The organism is Streptomyces sp. NPDC001415 (assembly GCF_053597395.1).
Genome location: NZ_JBSFIE010000020.1, coordinates 17,202 through 31,157, shown reverse-complemented (window position 1 = coordinate 31,157; position 13,956 = coordinate 17,202). Strand labels below are relative to the sequence as shown.

The following is a 13,956-nucleotide window of genomic DNA, read 5'->3' as shown; positions in this document are numbered from 1 at the left end:
GCCGCCGCGGCGGCGGCAGGCGTCCGGAACCTCGGTGGACCGGTGTCAGCGCCGCTCGGCGCCGTACGGAACCGGCTTGGTGACACCGGCGGGGACCGGCGTGCGCGGTGCGCTCTGCGGCGTCGCGGACTCGGCGGACGGCGCGCGGCGGGACTGCGGTGCCAGGGCTCTGGCGAGGGCCGGGACAAGGGCCAGCGAGACGCTGCTCTGCCCCGACTGCGGCGACACCCAGCCGGACACGCTCCCGGCGTAGGCCTGGCCGAACGCCGAAGTGCCACTCCCCAGCACCTGGTTGGTGCCCTTCGGCATCGTCGCGGTGACGGCCACGCCCGCCGGGGCCTGCACGGTCACGCTGTCGCCGATCCGGTACCCGGTGACCTGGCCGGCCTTCACCGCGGTGTTCCAGGCGGCCCGGTCGCGCAGCTCGGCGCCGATGTCCTTCATCCGCAGGTTCACCAGCGGGGCACTGGCCGCGTACAGCGCCTTGTACTGGTCGAGCACCCCGTCGAGCACGGGATAGCCGATCCGGTCCTCGGCGAGGTTGGACTGGTGGATGAAGTGCGGCCGGGGGTCGTTGCCCAGGACGTGGCCGAGGGCGACCTGCGTCTCCAGGGGCACGATGTGGCCGGCGTACCCGGTGGCCGTGTTCAGCGGCGCGGGCAGGCAGGTGGTGTTCGGCAGGTCGTCGCACAGGCCGCTGCCGCCCTGCGTGCGGCTGGTGTAGATCCAGTTGTACTCGTCGACCTGCTCGGCGGCGTGGCCCGCGTTGTAGAAGATGTTGATCGGGTAGCGGGCGACGGTGAGCGCCTGGCCCACCTGGCGCTGCTCGGGGTCGCGCGACATGTCGGCGCCGAGCCAGCCGATCTTGTTGGCGGTGATCGCGGGGGCCAGGTACGGGTTGTCCTGCGGCTGCTGCGGCAGGAGCTTCATCCCCGAGTGCTCCCCGGTGATCAACTCATCGGATTCGACGGGCAGTCCGACGCCCTGCGCCCATCGTTGGTTGTCGGATATCTCCTTGGATATCTCGGCCTGGCTCACGTACTTGGTCGAGCCGTCGGGGTTGGTCGCGCACTTCCACGGGACGACCGAGACGTTCTGCTCGCAGCCGAGGAAGGCGTGGTCGTAGGTGTGGTTGACCCAGCGGAAGTCGCCCTTGTTCAGGGCCAGTTGGTCCGCAAGCGTGTCCGTCCCGCTGTGGTTCTCGCGGTACTCGACGCTGCCGCCGCCGTTGTAGGCGAGGTCGAGCGTGAAGCCCCGGGACTTCTCCCAGGCCACCGCGTTCTTCACATCGTCCGGGGTCATCCGGATCGAGTCCTGGACGCCCTGCCCGGGCGGGCAGTCCACGTCGCCGGGCGTGCAGTTGAGGTTCGGGTCCCAGCGGTCGTCGCCGGCGAACACGTCGTCCACGTGGACCGCGAAGTAGTTCCGCGAGGCGCCGAGCCGCACGTTCTGCGTCATCCAGTCGACGATGCCGCGGGCGAGCAGCTTGAACTGCTCCTGGTACTGGTTGTAGGCGAAGGTGACCACCAGTTCCCGGCGTCCGTCGTGGCGGTACTCGCCGACGAGGGTGCCGTTGCCCGAGCTGCCGGGAATCGGCGCCTGGACGTAACTCGTGAAGTCGGCGCCCGCGGCCGGCTGCGCGAGGAAGGCGTAACTCTCGCTCACGGAAGGGGAGTTGTCCTCGAACGGCACGGTCCCGTTGAGGTACCCGAACGGCCCGGTGCTCCGGCCGGCCGCCGTCACCTGGGCCTGGAGCCCGTCCACCGAGCCGCTGTAGCCGCTGGTGGCGGCGGGCTGCAGACCCACCTGTGGACGCGCGTAGGTGTAGGCGTCGACCTGCGGGATCGCATACGACTTCTCGTACGCGACGAGCGCTGCCATTTCGGCGGAGCCGGCCGGGAACGGGTTGTCGTTCGGCAGTACCACGGCCTGGAACTTGGCCCGGGGCGAACCGTTCACGGTGTCGGAGAGGAACGCCTGGTCGATGACGGGACGCCCGGACTTCCCCAGGTCGACCACGGTGTACGGAGTGCCTTCGCCGTCCAGTTCCGCGGTGATGGCCTCGGTGGCGGGGCCGCCGTCCGAGACGACGAGCACCTTCAAGTCGATGCGCGGCGCGGGCGTCGCCGAGTACGCCGGCGCCGCCGGTAAGCCCGTGGCGAGCAGAACCCCGCCGACCGCAAGGCCGGTGATGTGTCTGCTGCGGTGTGTGTTCCGCTTCACGCGGTGAAGTCCCCTCCCCTGGAGGTCCGTTCGGCTCCCCTGCCTGTCCGGACCCCGCCCCCGGCGCAACGGTCACGCCCTGGTGAGAAGGGCCCGCCGTTTCCGCTCTGTCGCGTCACATAGTGCGGCTCTTCGAGGAGTTTTCGAGTGGCTAATGTGAAACATGACGAAAAACCGTGGCTGCTGTGGTGGGGCGCAGACCGGGTGCACAGGAAGATTTGCGGGCTTCCGGACGGTCTTGGCGGGGTGTGCCGGCAGGGGGAAATCCGAGGGGCCGGGCGGAGTAACCGCTTTCGGCATCGGGGGCGCACGACGGCGCGAACCGCCAATGGTCCAGACAACTCGGCTTTCCGGGGAGTATCCGATTTTCGGCCACGCGAGCGAAACATCTACTCGAATACGAGCCGCGGAGGTTAAATCCCGGACACACGGAACCGGCCGACCCGGGGGGATGGGCCGACCGGCGTCCGTGGGCCGCGGACAGGAGCGGCCGAGGGGTGGTCAGTGAGCGACGGCCGGGGCGGGAGCGGCGCAGTTGACGTGCATCGTCGGGGAGTTGAAGACGCCGTCCTTGTGGCTCTGGCTGTTGTTGAACTCGTAGTAGACGTACGAGTAGAACGCGATGTCGCCGTTGCAGCCGGAGGCCGTGGCTATCTGCACCGGGATGGTGACGGTGCGGCTGGTGCCCGGCGCGACCGGGACCGAGTAGTTCACGCCGAGCGTGGTGGTGCCCGTCCCGGTGCAGGTCACGCCCGTGCCGGAACACGAGGCGAGTGTGTACTTGAGGTCGGTGCGCTGCGTGGTCTGCCAGGTCGGCTGGACAGACTGGTAGACGAACCACACATCGGTGGTCTGGTTGTTGGTGAAGGTCATCTTCAGATCGACCGTGCCGCCGGGCGTGGCCGCCGTCTGGTCGGCGCTGAAACTGACGTCCGCGGCGGCTTCGGCGCTCGCCGACTGGCTCACGCCGAAGAGGGCGAGGGAGGAGGCGAGGGCCGCGGCGAGGCTGAAACGCCTCAGGTGTGTGATTCCCATGAGGACGGAGAGTAGGAGGAAGCACACACGACGTCCGCCGGATCCCCACATTGTGGAGCACCTCCTGGCTCGAACCCCGCGGGCGTGAACTGGTCGCGGATTGGCGCCGGTTGACCTCTTGACCTCACCTCGCGTACAGCGTGGAGAGGCACGCCCGGTGCCCGCGGACGGTCGGCTGACCGGTAACCGACGCACCCCGTCGTGCCCAGCAATGGCGCATTCCGCCCCCGGTCAACGCCACGGCCCCCACCCCCGGAGGGGAGGGGGCCGTGATGAGCGGGAGAGCCGGGCTACTTCTGCTGGGCCGCCTCGACCGACTTGCGGACCTCGTCCATGTCCAGACCGCGCGCCTGGCCGATGACGTCCTCAAGGGCCGCCTCGGGCAGCGCGCCGGGCTGCGCGAAGACCGCCACGTTGTCGCGGACGATCATCAGCGTCGGAATCGACCGGATGTCGAAGGCCTGCGCCAGCTCCTGCTGGGCCTCGGTGTCCACCTTCGCGAAGACCAGGTCGTCGTGGCGCTCGGACGCGGCTTCGTACACCGGGGCGAACTGACGGCACGGGCCGCACCAGGAGGCCCAGAAATCGATCAGCACGAATCCGTTCTCGGACACGACCGAGTCGAAGTTCTCTTTGGTCAGCTCGACAGTCGCCATCACACACACCTCTTCCCGGCCCCGGGGGTGGGACCGCCTCGCACAACCGCGTGCGCCGCCGCGGTATTCCGTCCTGGACGTGTGCCCCTGTGGCCACCGAGTACACCGCACACCAGACTGTGCCTATGACGGAAGCCGAGGAATACGACGTGGTGGTGCTGGGTGCGGGACCGGTCGGCGAGAACGTCGCCGACCGGGTGCGGGCGGCGGGCCTGAGCTGCGCGGTGGTGGAGAGCGAGCTGGTCGGCGGCGAGTGCTCGTACTGGGCTTGCATGCCCAGCAAGGCGCTGCTCCGCCCGGTGGTCGCCCGCGCCGAGGCCCGCAGGGTGCCGGGCCTGCGCCAGTCGGTGCAGGGCCCGCTCGACGCCCGGGCGGTCCTCGCCCACCGCGACGAGTACACCTCCCACTGGAAGGACGACGGGCAGGTCGCCTGGCTCGACGGCATCGGCGCCCACCTCTACCGCGGCCACGGGCGCCTGTACGGGACCCGCAAGGTCAGCGTCACCAGCCCCGAGGGCGAGCACCACGTCCTCACGGCCCGGCACGCCGTCGCCGTGTGCACCGGCAGCCGCGCCCAGCTGCCGGACCTGCCGGGGCTCGACGAGGTGAACCCCTGGACCAGCCGCGAGGCCACCAGCGCCCAGGAGGTGCCGGGGCGGCTCGTGGTGGTCGGCGGGGGAGTGGTGGCCGCCGAGATGGCCACCGCCTGGCAGGCGCTCGGCGCACAGGTCACCCTGCTGGTGCGGGGCGAGGGGCTGCTGCCGAGGATGGAGCCGTTCGCGGGCGAGCTGGTCGCCGACGCGCTGCGCGAGGCGGGCGCCGAGCTCCGCACGCACACCTCGGTCACGGACGTCGTACGCAATGTGGCGACCGGCGCGGTGACGGTGTCGGTACGCGGCCCCGAGGGCGACGAACGCCTGGAGGCCGACGAGATCCTCTTCGCCACCGGCCGCGCGCCCCGCACCGACGACATCGGCCTGGAGACCATCGGCCTGGACCCCGGCTCCTGGCTGCCCGTCGACGACTCCTGCCGCGTCGCGGGCAGCGACTGGCTGTACGGGGTCGGCGACGTGAACCACCGTGCGCTCCTCACCCACCAGGGCAAGTACCAGGCCAGGATCGCCGGAGCGGCCATCGCGGCCCGCGCCGCAGGAACCCCGGTCCTGGAGAGCGACCGCTGGGGCGCCCACAACGCGACCGCCGACCACGCGGCCGTCCCCCAGGTCGTCTTCACCGACCCCGAGGCCGCCTCGGCGGGGCTCACCCTGGCCGAGGCGGAGGCCGCGGGCCGCCGGGTGCGCTCCGTCGACTACGACATGAGCGGCGTCGCGGGCGCCGGCCTCTACGCCGACGGCTACCGGGGCCGCGCCCGCATGGTCGTCGACGAGGACCGCGGCATCCTGCTCGGCGTCACCTTCGTCGGCCCCGGCGTCGGCGAGCTGATCCACTCGGCGACCGTCGCCATCGCGGGCGAGGTACCCCTGGAGCGTCTGTGGCACGCGGTCCCGTCGTACCCGACGATCAGCGAGGTGTGGCTGCGCCTCCTGGAGACGTACCGGGGCTGAAGCGCGCCCGGCCCTGCGGCCGACGGATTTCGGACACAGCCTGTTACGCGGCGAAGGACCTGCGGCGGACGGAGCTCGGACCCAGGCTCTTACGCTGCGAACGCGTCCACGCCGGTGAGCTCGGCCGACAGCGCCCACAGCCGGGCCGCCTGCTCGCGGTCGGTCGCGTGCGGGCGTACGCCGCTGGTGAGCGCGTCGTGGTCGAGCTCGCCGTCGGCGACGCCTGCCGCGCCCGCAGCCGCGGGTTCCGCTACGTCGCAGTCCTCGCAGTAGACGCCGCCCAGGCCCGCGAGCTGCGAGGAGGTCGCCGCCCACACCTGGGTGGCGGCGCCCTGTTCCGGGGTCTTGAAGTCGAAGGACCAGTCGCCCCGCGCGTCGACCCAGCCCGCGGCGATCCGCTCCTCGGCCGAGACGTGGCGCACCAGCGGGGTGTGGATCTCGCCGGGGTGCACGGAGAACGCCCGCACGCCCGCGTCCCGGCCCAGGGCGTCGAGATGCACGGCGAACAGGACGTTGCCGGTCTTCGCCTGCCCGTACGCCTGCCACTTGTCGTAGCCGAGGGCGAAGTGCGGGTCGTCCCAGCGGATGGCGGAGAGCTGGTGGCCCCGGGAGGAGACCGCCACGACGCGGGCGCCGCCGCCCGCGGCCAGCGCCGGCCACAACCGGTTGACCAGCGCGTAGTGCCCGAGGTGGTTGGTCGCGAACTGGGCCTCCCAGCCCGGCCCGACCCGGGTCTCGGGGCAGGCCATGACCCCTGCGCTGTTGACCAGGATGTCGATGGAGCGGCCGGAGGCCAGGAAGCGGTCGGCGAAGGCGCGCACGCTGTCGAGGTCGGCGAGGTCCAGCGTGTCGACCTCGACGCCGGGAATCCCCGCCACGGCGGCTTCGGCGACGTCGAGCCGCCGGGAGGGAACCACGACGCGGGCACCCGCACCGGCGAGCGCGCGGGTCGTCGCCAGGCCGATCCCCGAGTAGCCGCCCGTGACGACGGCGAGCCTCCCGGAGAGGTCGGTCCCGGCCAGTACGTCCGCGGTGGTGCTCCGGGCCCCGAAGCCCGATCCGATCGTGTGCTGAGGGGTGTGCTGTTCAGAGGTGGTCATGGGGAGGAACCTAAGAGTTGAAGTGCACTCTCAGTCAACTCCCCTTCCGCGCAAGCCCATTGACCTCAACGCCCCTCCAGATCGCTCTCCGGTTCCGGCGCCTCCCTGGGCTCGGGCGCGTTCCCCTGTGCGGTCGGGTCGGCGGCGACGGGCTGCCACACACGTGGCCAGCGGCGCTGGACGAGGGCCGCGAGCAGACCCGCGACGATGCCGGTGATCATGGGCTCGCCGTGACCGTCGCCGAGCAGCAGCAGGACCGCGCCGTCCACGACGATCGCGGCGGCCAGCAGGTAGTGGCGCCTGCCCGGGCGGATGAGCAGGGCGAGCCCGGCGATGCTGGTGGCGAGCCGGAAGGTCAGCCCCGAGTTGCCGCCGCCGGGAGGCCCGTGGACCAGGAACGTGTCCACGCTGAACACGAGCATCAGGGCCGGAACGAACGCGAGCAGCATGCGGGTGCCCCACACGCGCTCGGCGGCGAAGCCGATGAGGGCCAGGACGAACAGGTTGAACGCGGTTCCGCCGACCCCACCGTCCTGCACCATGAACGAGGTGTACGCCCGCCACCACTGGCCGTGGTCGATGATTTTGTCCGAGTCGCGGTGCAGGGCGTCGTAGATCCCCGGGAACGCGAACTGGAGCAGCGAGGGGATCGCCACGAGCAGCCAGAGCCCGATCGCCACCTTCGGCGGCTTGCGCAGGCTGAACGTCCGCTGCGGCAGCCCGTCCATGACCTTCATGACCAGGACGATCATTAAGACGTACAGAGCGGGCGACAAGAAATGGTCGGTCATGACCCTTATCTACCCCGCGTCCCCCCTGTCCTTGCGACACCACGCGGTATCGGCCACGCCTCGCTCACACCTCGGACACCCGCTGCGGTGCGGGACGTCCGCCCTCAACGGGGCGGCGGGGCCCGCGAATTCGGCCTGATCCCGCCGCGAGTACGAGCGTGACGGCGATCGATGCCAAGGCCATGACAGCCATGGCCGTGCCGGGCGACGTGCGCTGGGCGACCGTGCCCGCGAGGGCCGCGCCGATGCCCTGGAAGGTGAGCATGCCCGAGGAGTGCAGCCCGAGCGCCTGCCCCGTCATGCCCTCCGGGACCAGGGCCACGAGCCGCTCCTGCTGAAGCAGGCTCGCCGCGTATCCGACGGAGGCCAGCGACACGGCCGCGACGGCGAGCGGCAGAGGCGGACGCAGGGCGAGCACCGGATAGGGAGCGGCGAGCAGCAGCAGAAGCGGTACCGGCAGCCGACGCCGCCAACCCGCCCCCAGGAAGCGGCCGGTGACGGTGTCCCCGGCCAGCATGCCGACGGCCGCCGCGGCGAAGAGCAGGCCCGCGTGATCGGGTGCGTACGACACGAAGAGGGATTCGCAGCCGACGATCAGACCGTTCGGCACCCACAGGCCGAGGTAGAGGCGGCGACGCGAACTCGACGCCCACAGACGGGTGTTGACACGCCAGGTCTCGGCGATCGAAGGGCGGCCCGAGACCCGCGGCGGCCGGCGGGCGAGCCGCAGGCGGGCCACGGCCGCCGCGGCCAAGTGCAGGGCCGCGCCCGCGAGCAGGGCGCCGCGCGGGGAGAGCGCGGCCACGAGGACGCCGCCGCCGGCGAACCCGCAGATCTGCATGCTGCCCGCGCTCATGTTGAGCACCGAGCGGCCCAGGACGTAGCGGTCCCTCGGCAGGATCTCGTCGAGCAGTCCGTAGCGCACCCCGCCGCCGACCGAGGCGACCAGGCCCTGACAGAGCAGGACCGCGAAGACGGCACCGACGGGCAGGCCCGGCACGGCGAGCAGCGCCGTGCTCGCGGCGAAGGCCAGCGCGATCGCGGTCGTCGCGGCGCGCGGCGCCAGCCGGTCGGCCGCCGACATCAGCAGGCTCGCGCCGATCACCTGGGCGAAGGAGGCGCCGAACATGCTGAGCGCGGAGAGCAGCGGCGAGGCGGTCGTCGCGTAGACGAGGGTGGCGAGCGCGAGACCGCTCACCGTCGCCGCGGCGACCTGGACGGAGGACACGAGGAAGAAGGGGGCGAACTCGGGCGTACGCAGGAGCTCCCGGTAGGTGGGCATGGCGGGGAGTCTTCGGGGCCGCGCGGCGCGGGCGTTACTGTTTCGCGGGGAGGCGAAACCATGGGGTGGTGGCAGGTCGGCGCGGACACCCTCGCGGGGAGCCGGTTCGTCGTCTCGCCGCTGGCCGAGACCACCGCGACCCTCTTCGCGCTGCTCTCCCCGACGGCTCACCACTCCGGCGAGCGGGCCTGGCTCGATGCCCAACTGCCCGCGTTCCGCGCACTGTTGGCGGCGGATCCGGTCACCGCGCAGCTCGTACGTGCCGTGCGCGGTGCCCGCTGGACCGCGGACTACCTCGTGCCCACGCCGACCGGCGAGGGCGAGCGGTCCTTCCACGAGGAACTGGCGGAGATCCGTGCCACCCCTGCGGACACCGTGCACGCCGACCTGGTCGAGACGATCGGCGGCCCGCTCCCCGCCGTGCTGCACCGCGCGGATCTGGCGGACCGCACGGCGGACCTCCTCGACTGGCTGTGGACGCGGGTGGTGCTCCCGGACTGGCCGCGCCGACGCCGGATCATGGAGGCCGACATCATCGCGCGCACCGGGCAGTTGAGCCGGGGCGGCTGGGCCGCGGTGCTCGACGACATGCGGCCCGGGATGCGCTGGCTCGGCGAGAGCCGGCTCCAGATCAACGTGCACGACTATCCGCCCCAGGACATCTCGGCGGCCCAGCTCCTGTTCCTGCCGGTCACCTCGCGCCCGTGCTGGGTCACCTGGGACGACCGGGGCCACTACGCCGTCGTGTACTCGTGCACGGGCGTGCTCGCCGAAGCGGGCCGGGCGGCGGCGCCCCAGGCCCTGGGCGCGCTGCTCGGACCGGCTCGCGCGGGGGTGCTCCTGCTGCTCGGCACCCCGAAGAGCACGAGCCATCTGGTGGCGCTGACCGGCCAGGGCCTCGGCTCGGTGGGCCGCCACCTCAGGATCCTGCTCGACGCGGGTCTGGTGGGACGGCGCCGCTCGGGCCGGTCGGTCCTCTACTACCGGACTCCGGCGGGGGACGTCCTCGTCGCGGCACCGGGCGGCCTTGGCGGAGCAGGCCGGGCATGAGATGAATGGGCTCGTGAGTAATACTCTCCCCATGAATTCACGTGTTACGGGTGGGGAGGGCGGGGTGACCGTCCGTCGGGCGACCGCCCGTGACGCCAAGCGGCTGACGCGCCTGGTGCGCACCTCCAGCGCCTACGAGGGTCCGTACGCGCCGATGATCGCCGGGTACCGGGTGGGCCCGGACTACATCGAGACCCACGAGGTCCATGTGGCCGTCGGCCCGGACGGCCGGGTGCTCGGCTTCTACGCGCTGATCCTGAGCCCGCCCGAACTGGACCTGATGTTCGTCGCGGACGACGCCCAGGGCCGCGGCATCGGCCGCCTCCTCATGGACCACCTGAAGGGCGAGGCGCGCGCGGCCGGGCTCGACAGCGTACGGATCGTCTCGCACCCGCCCGCCGAGGGCTTCTATCTCGGCGTGGGAGCGAAGCGGACCGGCACGGTGGCGGCCAATCCGCCCGCCGTGATGTGGGACCGCCCGGAGCTCGAACTCCCCACGTCCTGAACGGAGTTGCCTGCGGAGCCGGTCGGGGCGGGGCGATCCGGCGGCGGTCAGAGGGTAATCCGGTCGCCTGACACCGGTCGATATGTCGCAAAAGCGGGCTTAGGTTGTGAATCGGCTTGGCAGACCGCTCACGGCTGCCGCCCGCGGAGAGCGACACCTCCGCGTGAGGGGACCGCGTGGTCCCGAGCAGGCCGAGATGAGGGCGACATGGCGCACAGGGCGGGACGGCCGGAAGGCGGCGGCGTTCAGGGCGGGCGGAACGAGCCGGACGCGGCGGCTCCCCCCGGCGCGGCAGCGCCCGGCCGACGGAGCCTCGCGCCGTGGAGACCCCGGAGCACGCTGACGCCGCATCAGCTCAAATGGCGCAAGCGCACCACGCGCAGCGCGCTCGCGGCGGGTCTGCTGTGTGTCGGCACCGTCGGCTACTCGGTGGGGGAGGCGCTGACCTACCCCGGTGACGACAGCACGGCGGCCCGCCTGGCCGGCTGGGCCCGCGAACACAGGCTGGGCGCGGTCGTCGACAAGCTGGAGAACCTGCAGTACGAACTCGACCCGCCCAAGGTCGGCGGTTCCCTGCCCAGCGAGGCGCTGGCCCGCATGAAGGCGACGGCCCCGGCCATGCCGATCCATCACCAGGAAGTTCCCCTGCGTGCCTCGATGCCGCCGCTGGTCACCCCGGCCCTGCCGGGCGAGGGTGTGTGGCGGGTGCTCAGCACCGCGCACGGCGAACCGGTGGTGCAGGGCACCTACGTACGGCCCGACAGCGACCACACCTCCTACCAGGCGGCCGTCGCCTGGATCAGCGGCAAGAAGGCGCGCTTCGAACTGCACCCCGGAGTGCGCGAGCCCGGCGGCACCTTCTCCGTACCGCCCAACATCCCGAAGGGGCGGCGCGCCGGCCTCCTCGCCACCTGGAACGGCGGCTTCAAGATCACCGACGGCGGCTCGCGCGGCGGTTTCTACCTCGACGGCGAGAAGTCCGGGGAACTGCGCAACGGCGCGGCGTCGGAGGTCTTCTACAAGGACGGCTCGATCAGGATCGGCAAGTGGGGGCGCGACATGGGGATGACGCGTGACGTGGTCGGAGTGCGCCAGTGCCTGGAGCTCATGGTCGACAACGGCAGGGTCGTGCCGGAGATCGACGTCGACTCCAAGTGGGGCGCCACCGACCAGAGCCGGATGTTCGTGGAGCGCTCGGGGGTCGGGGTGACCGCGCAGGGCGACGTCATCATGGTCGTCGGCCAGGCCCTCACCGCCCGCACCCTCGCCGAACTCATGCACCAGGCGGGCGCGGTGCGCGCGATGCCGCTCGACATGAACCGCGCCTGGCCCTCCTTCATGAGCTACGACCCCACCAGCAACCCGGCGAACCCCAAGCCCACCAACCTCCTCGACTTCGAGAACCCGCCGGAGCGCTACTACAACCAGGCGACCAGGGACTTCGTCGCCGTATACGCGAAGTGACGAGCATCTATTTGCATAGATGCGCAAATAGGCGTACGGTCGTCCGGTAGCCAGGAGGAGCACGGGAAGGGGGTGAGGACATGGAGCGAAGTCGCAGCAGTGCGGACCGGCATCGGCCGCGCGACCCCCTGTCCCCACCCCCCTCCGGCCTGCGGTAGCGCCTCTCGGCGCGCCGCCGGGCCGGCGCGTCCGGCCGCTCCCGGCCGGGTGAGAGGAGCTCCCGTGTCCACCCTCACCACCTTCGACTTCGCCCTGCGGCTCGCCGTCGGCGTCGGCTGCGGCGCCCTGATAGGCATCGAGCGGCAGTGGCGCGCCCGCACCGCCGGGCTGCGCACCAACGCCCTCGTGGCCGCCGGGGCCACTCTGTTCGTCCTCTACAGCGAGGCGGTCGGCGACGAGAGCAGCCCCACCCGGGTCGCCTCCTACGTCGTCTCCGGCATCGGATTCCTCGGCGGCGGCGTCATCCTGCGCGACGGTGCCTCGGTGCACGGCCTCAACACCGCGGCCACGCTGTGGTGTTCGGCCGCACTCGGGGTGCTGGCCGCCTCGGGCCGACTCGACCTCGCGCTGCTCGGCACCGCCACCGTCCTCGCCGTACACCTGCTGCTGCGACCGGCCGGACGGCTGATCGACCGGGCACCCGCGCCCCGGCACGACCCCGGCTCCGAGGCCGAGGACGTGCGGGACGAGGTGCGCGCGACGATTCCGTGCTGCCGGCCGGTCGCGGAGCGGGCGCCCGTCAGGTTGCCGGCACGCCGACCTGGGACCAGGCCTTGAGTACCGCCTGGATCTCGTCACCGTCGCCGAACAGGCTGCGCGCGGACGCCGCGGTCAGCCGCGCGAAGTCGGCGAACTGCGCGTCCGTGCCGAGTTCGCCGCCGGTGAGCGTGGCGTACCAGATCTTCCCGGCCCGCTCCCAGGCGTTGCCGCCGAGAGCCGTGGCCAGCAGGTAGAACGCGTGGTTGGGGATGCCCGAGTTGAGGTGCACCCCGCCGTTGTCGCGGCTCGTGCGGACGTAGTCGTCCATGGTGGCCGGCTGCGGGTCCTTGCCGAGCTGCGGGTCGTCGTACGCCGTGCCGGGGGCCTTCATCGAGCGCAGCGCCTCGCCGTGGATGCGGGGGCCGAGCAGCCCGGCACCGATGAGCCAGTCGGCCTGGTCGGCGCTCTGGCCCAGCGCGTACTGCTTGATGAGCGAGCCGAACACGTCGGAGACGGACTCGTTGAGCGCGCCCGACTGGCCGAAGTAGTCCAGGTTCGCGGTGTACTGCGTGACGCCGTGGGTCAGTTCGTGGCCGATGACGTCGACGGGCAGCGTGAAGTCCAGGAAGAGCTCCCCGTCCCCGTCGCCGAACACCATCTGCTCGCCGTTCCAGAAGGCGTTGTCGTACTTGTCGCCGTAGTGCACGGTCGCGATCAGCGGCAGCCCGGAGTCGTCGATGGAGTGGCGCCCGAAGGCCTTGAGATACAACTCGAACGTGGCACCGAGCCCGGTGTGCGCCCGGTTGACGGTGGCGTCGGCCGAGGGCTGATCGCTCTCGGCGTGCACCTTCGTGCCGGGCAGCGTCGCCTGGTGCCCGGCGTCGTAGATGGTGCGCTCGGGCTTGTCGGACGGCGTGCCGGTGGGGGCGGCGGCGCCGCGAACCGTGGTGATCCGGCGCTGGGTACGCAGCTGGGCGTCGTGCTCCAGGGTGCGGCGCGCGGGCTCGTACACGGTGGGGTCCTCGTCCTGGGCGAGCCGGTCGAGGATGTGGGGAGGTACGACGTGGCAGATGGCGGGTTCGTTCATGGGCAGCAATGTGGCACAGGGTGACCGGGCTGTCACCGGCAGCAGTTGAGTTGGCTGGAATGTGCCGTCCGGCGGGCGCCCCTCGTCAGGGAGGGGCGCCCGTGCCGTCAGGCCCCGGCGGGGAAGTCGCCCGCCATGGCCGCGGCCACGCGCAGATACGGCGCGGCCTCGGCCGGGCGGCCCTGGCGCTCCAGGGTGCGGCCCAGCATGAGCGTGGCGTACTGCTCGACGGGGTCGCGTTCGAGGACGGCGCGCAGTTGTGTCTCCGCCTTCTTCAGGCGGGCCGAGTGGTAGTAGGCCCGCGCGAGCAGCAGCCTGGGCGCCACCTGCTCGGGCACCTCGGCGACCAGGCCGGTCAGGATGTCCGCGGCTGTGACGTACTCCTTGGCCTCGAAGAACAGTTGGGCGCGCGCCCAACGCTCGCCGGGCGTCCCGAACTCGTAGTAGCTGTCGGTCACTTCACTGCGTGCAGAGGACATCGGCTCGTCCCGTCCGGGCC

General features: G+C 71.7%; 13 protein-coding genes. 5 read left to right on the top strand and 8 right to left on the bottom strand.

The genetic code is table 11. From position 1 onward, the window contains the following. Positions 1–45 precede the first annotated feature (45 nt). The 3 genes from ACWC2B_RS24660 to trxA all read right to left on the bottom strand — a co-directional run bounded on the left by ACWC2B_RS24660 (position 46) and on the right by trxA (position 3,914). A complete protein-coding gene (locus ACWC2B_RS24660; protein ID WP_450720057.1) occupies positions 46–2,223 on the bottom strand; it encodes a hypothetical protein in 2,178 nt (725 codons plus the stop codon). A gap of 501 nt (positions 2,224–2,724) precedes the next feature. Further along, complete coding sequence (locus ACWC2B_RS24655; RefSeq protein WP_450720055.1) at positions 2,725–3,258, bottom strand: hypothetical protein; 534 nt, start codon at positions 3,256–3,258, stop codon at positions 2,725–2,727. Positions 3,259–3,548: 290 nt separating this feature from the next. Then, positions 3,549–3,914: a thioredoxin gene (trxA, locus tag ACWC2B_RS24650; RefSeq protein ID WP_053725340.1), complete on the bottom strand. Its 366-nt coding sequence runs from the start codon at positions 3,912–3,914 to the stop codon at positions 3,549–3,551. Between the two features lie 125 nt (positions 3,915–4,039). Between trxA and ACWC2B_RS24645 the strand changes: the two genes are divergently transcribed. Beyond that, the gene (locus tag ACWC2B_RS24645) at positions 4,040–5,479 is read left to right on the top strand and encodes a dihydrolipoyl dehydrogenase family protein (RefSeq protein ID WP_450720053.1); all 1,440 of its coding nucleotides are present in this window, start codon (positions 4,040–4,042) and stop codon (positions 5,477–5,479) included. 89 nt (positions 5,480–5,568) lie between these two features. Here the strand turns inward: ACWC2B_RS24645 and ACWC2B_RS24640 are convergent, their stop codons facing one another. The 3 genes from ACWC2B_RS24640 to ACWC2B_RS24630 form a co-directional block, all read right to left on the bottom strand. Next, complete coding sequence (locus ACWC2B_RS24640; protein ID WP_450720051.1) at positions 5,569–6,579, bottom strand: SDR family NAD(P)-dependent oxidoreductase; 1,011 nt, start codon at positions 6,577–6,579, stop codon at positions 5,569–5,571. A gap of 65 nt (positions 6,580–6,644) precedes the next feature. Then, positions 6,645–7,370 (bottom strand): hypothetical protein, encoded by a 726-nt coding sequence (locus tag ACWC2B_RS24635; protein ID WP_450720049.1) that lies wholly within the window; start codon positions 7,368–7,370, stop codon positions 6,645–6,647. A 64-nt stretch (positions 7,371–7,434) separates the two neighbouring features. Continuing rightward, the gene (locus ACWC2B_RS24630) at positions 7,435–8,652 is read right to left on the bottom strand and encodes an MFS transporter (RefSeq protein WP_450720047.1); all 1,218 of its coding nucleotides are present in this window, start codon (positions 8,650–8,652) and stop codon (positions 7,435–7,437) included. Positions 8,653–8,712: 60 nt separating this feature from the next. Between ACWC2B_RS24630 and ACWC2B_RS24625 the strand changes: the two genes are divergently transcribed. The 4 genes from ACWC2B_RS24625 (at position 8,713) to ACWC2B_RS24610 (ending at position 12,448) form a co-directional block, all read left to right on the top strand. Further along, a complete protein-coding gene (locus ACWC2B_RS24625) occupies positions 8,713–9,702 on the top strand; it encodes a transcriptional regulator (RefSeq protein WP_450720045.1) in 990 nt (329 codons plus the stop codon). A 31-nt stretch (positions 9,703–9,733) separates the two neighbouring features. Then, positions 9,734–10,207 (top strand): GNAT family N-acetyltransferase, encoded by a 474-nt coding sequence (locus ACWC2B_RS24620; protein WP_450720043.1) that lies wholly within the window; start codon positions 9,734–9,736, stop codon positions 10,205–10,207. Positions 10,208–10,414: 207 nt separating this feature from the next. Continuing rightward, a complete protein-coding gene (locus ACWC2B_RS24615; protein ID WP_450720041.1) occupies positions 10,415–11,671 on the top strand; it encodes a phosphodiester glycosidase family protein in 1,257 nt (418 codons plus the stop codon). 222 nt (positions 11,672–11,893) lie between these two features. Continuing rightward, a complete protein-coding gene (locus ACWC2B_RS24610; RefSeq protein WP_450720039.1) occupies positions 11,894–12,448 on the top strand; it encodes an MgtC/SapB family protein in 555 nt (184 codons plus the stop codon). Here the strand turns inward: ACWC2B_RS24610 and ACWC2B_RS24605 are convergent. Together ACWC2B_RS24605 and ACWC2B_RS24600 are read right to left on the bottom strand one after the other, a co-directional pair. Then, positions 12,411–13,457 carry a M4 family metallopeptidase gene (locus tag ACWC2B_RS24605; RefSeq protein WP_450720037.1) on the bottom strand — a complete coding sequence of 349 codons (1,047 nt, stop codon included), beginning with the start codon at positions 13,455–13,457 and terminating at the stop codon, positions 12,411–12,413. The genes ACWC2B_RS24610 and ACWC2B_RS24605 overlap by 38 nt on opposite strands. Before the next feature lie 107 nt (positions 13,458–13,564). After that, the gene (locus ACWC2B_RS24600) at positions 13,565–13,936 is read right to left on the bottom strand and encodes a tetratricopeptide repeat protein (RefSeq protein WP_450720035.1); all 372 of its coding nucleotides are present in this window, start codon (positions 13,934–13,936) and stop codon (positions 13,565–13,567) included. Positions 13,937–13,956 lie beyond the last annotated feature (20 nt).

What these genes read in the sequence shown, in the direction of transcription:
- ACWC2B_RS24655 (WP_450720055.1), bottom strand. Translation starts at nt 3,258, where the DNA reads ATGGGAATCACACACCTGAGGCGTTTCAGCCTCGCCGCGGCCCTCGCC.
- trxA (WP_053725340.1), bottom strand. Translation starts at nt 3,914, where the DNA reads ATGGCGACTGTCGAGCTGACCAAAGAGAACTTCGACTCGGTCGTGTCC.
- ACWC2B_RS24645 (WP_450720053.1), top strand. Translation starts at nt 4,040, where the DNA reads ATGACGGAAGCCGAGGAATACGACGTGGTGGTGCTGGGTGCGGGACCG.
- ACWC2B_RS24640 (WP_450720051.1), bottom strand. Translation starts at nt 6,579, where the DNA reads ATGACCACCTCTGAACAGCACACCCCTCAGCACACGATCGGATCGGGC.
- ACWC2B_RS24635 (WP_450720049.1), bottom strand. Translation starts at nt 7,370, where the DNA reads ATGACCGACCATTTCTTGTCGCCCGCTCTGTACGTCTTAATGATCGTC.
- ACWC2B_RS24630 (WP_450720047.1), bottom strand. Translation starts at nt 8,652, where the DNA reads ATGCCCACCTACCGGGAGCTCCTGCGTACGCCCGAGTTCGCCCCCTTC.
- ACWC2B_RS24625 (WP_450720045.1), top strand. Translation starts at nt 8,713, where the DNA reads ATGGGGTGGTGGCAGGTCGGCGCGGACACCCTCGCGGGGAGCCGGTTC.
- ACWC2B_RS24620 (WP_450720043.1), top strand. Translation starts at nt 9,734, where the DNA reads ATGAATTCACGTGTTACGGGTGGGGAGGGCGGGGTGACCGTCCGTCGG.
- ACWC2B_RS24615 (WP_450720041.1), top strand. Translation starts at nt 10,415, where the DNA reads ATGGCGCACAGGGCGGGACGGCCGGAAGGCGGCGGCGTTCAGGGCGGG.
- ACWC2B_RS24605 (WP_450720037.1), bottom strand. Translation starts at nt 13,457, where the DNA reads ATGAACGAACCCGCCATCTGCCACGTCGTACCTCCCCACATCCTCGAC.
- ACWC2B_RS24600 (WP_450720035.1), bottom strand. Translation starts at nt 13,936, where the DNA reads ATGTCCTCTGCACGCAGTGAAGTGACCGACAGCTACTACGAGTTCGGG.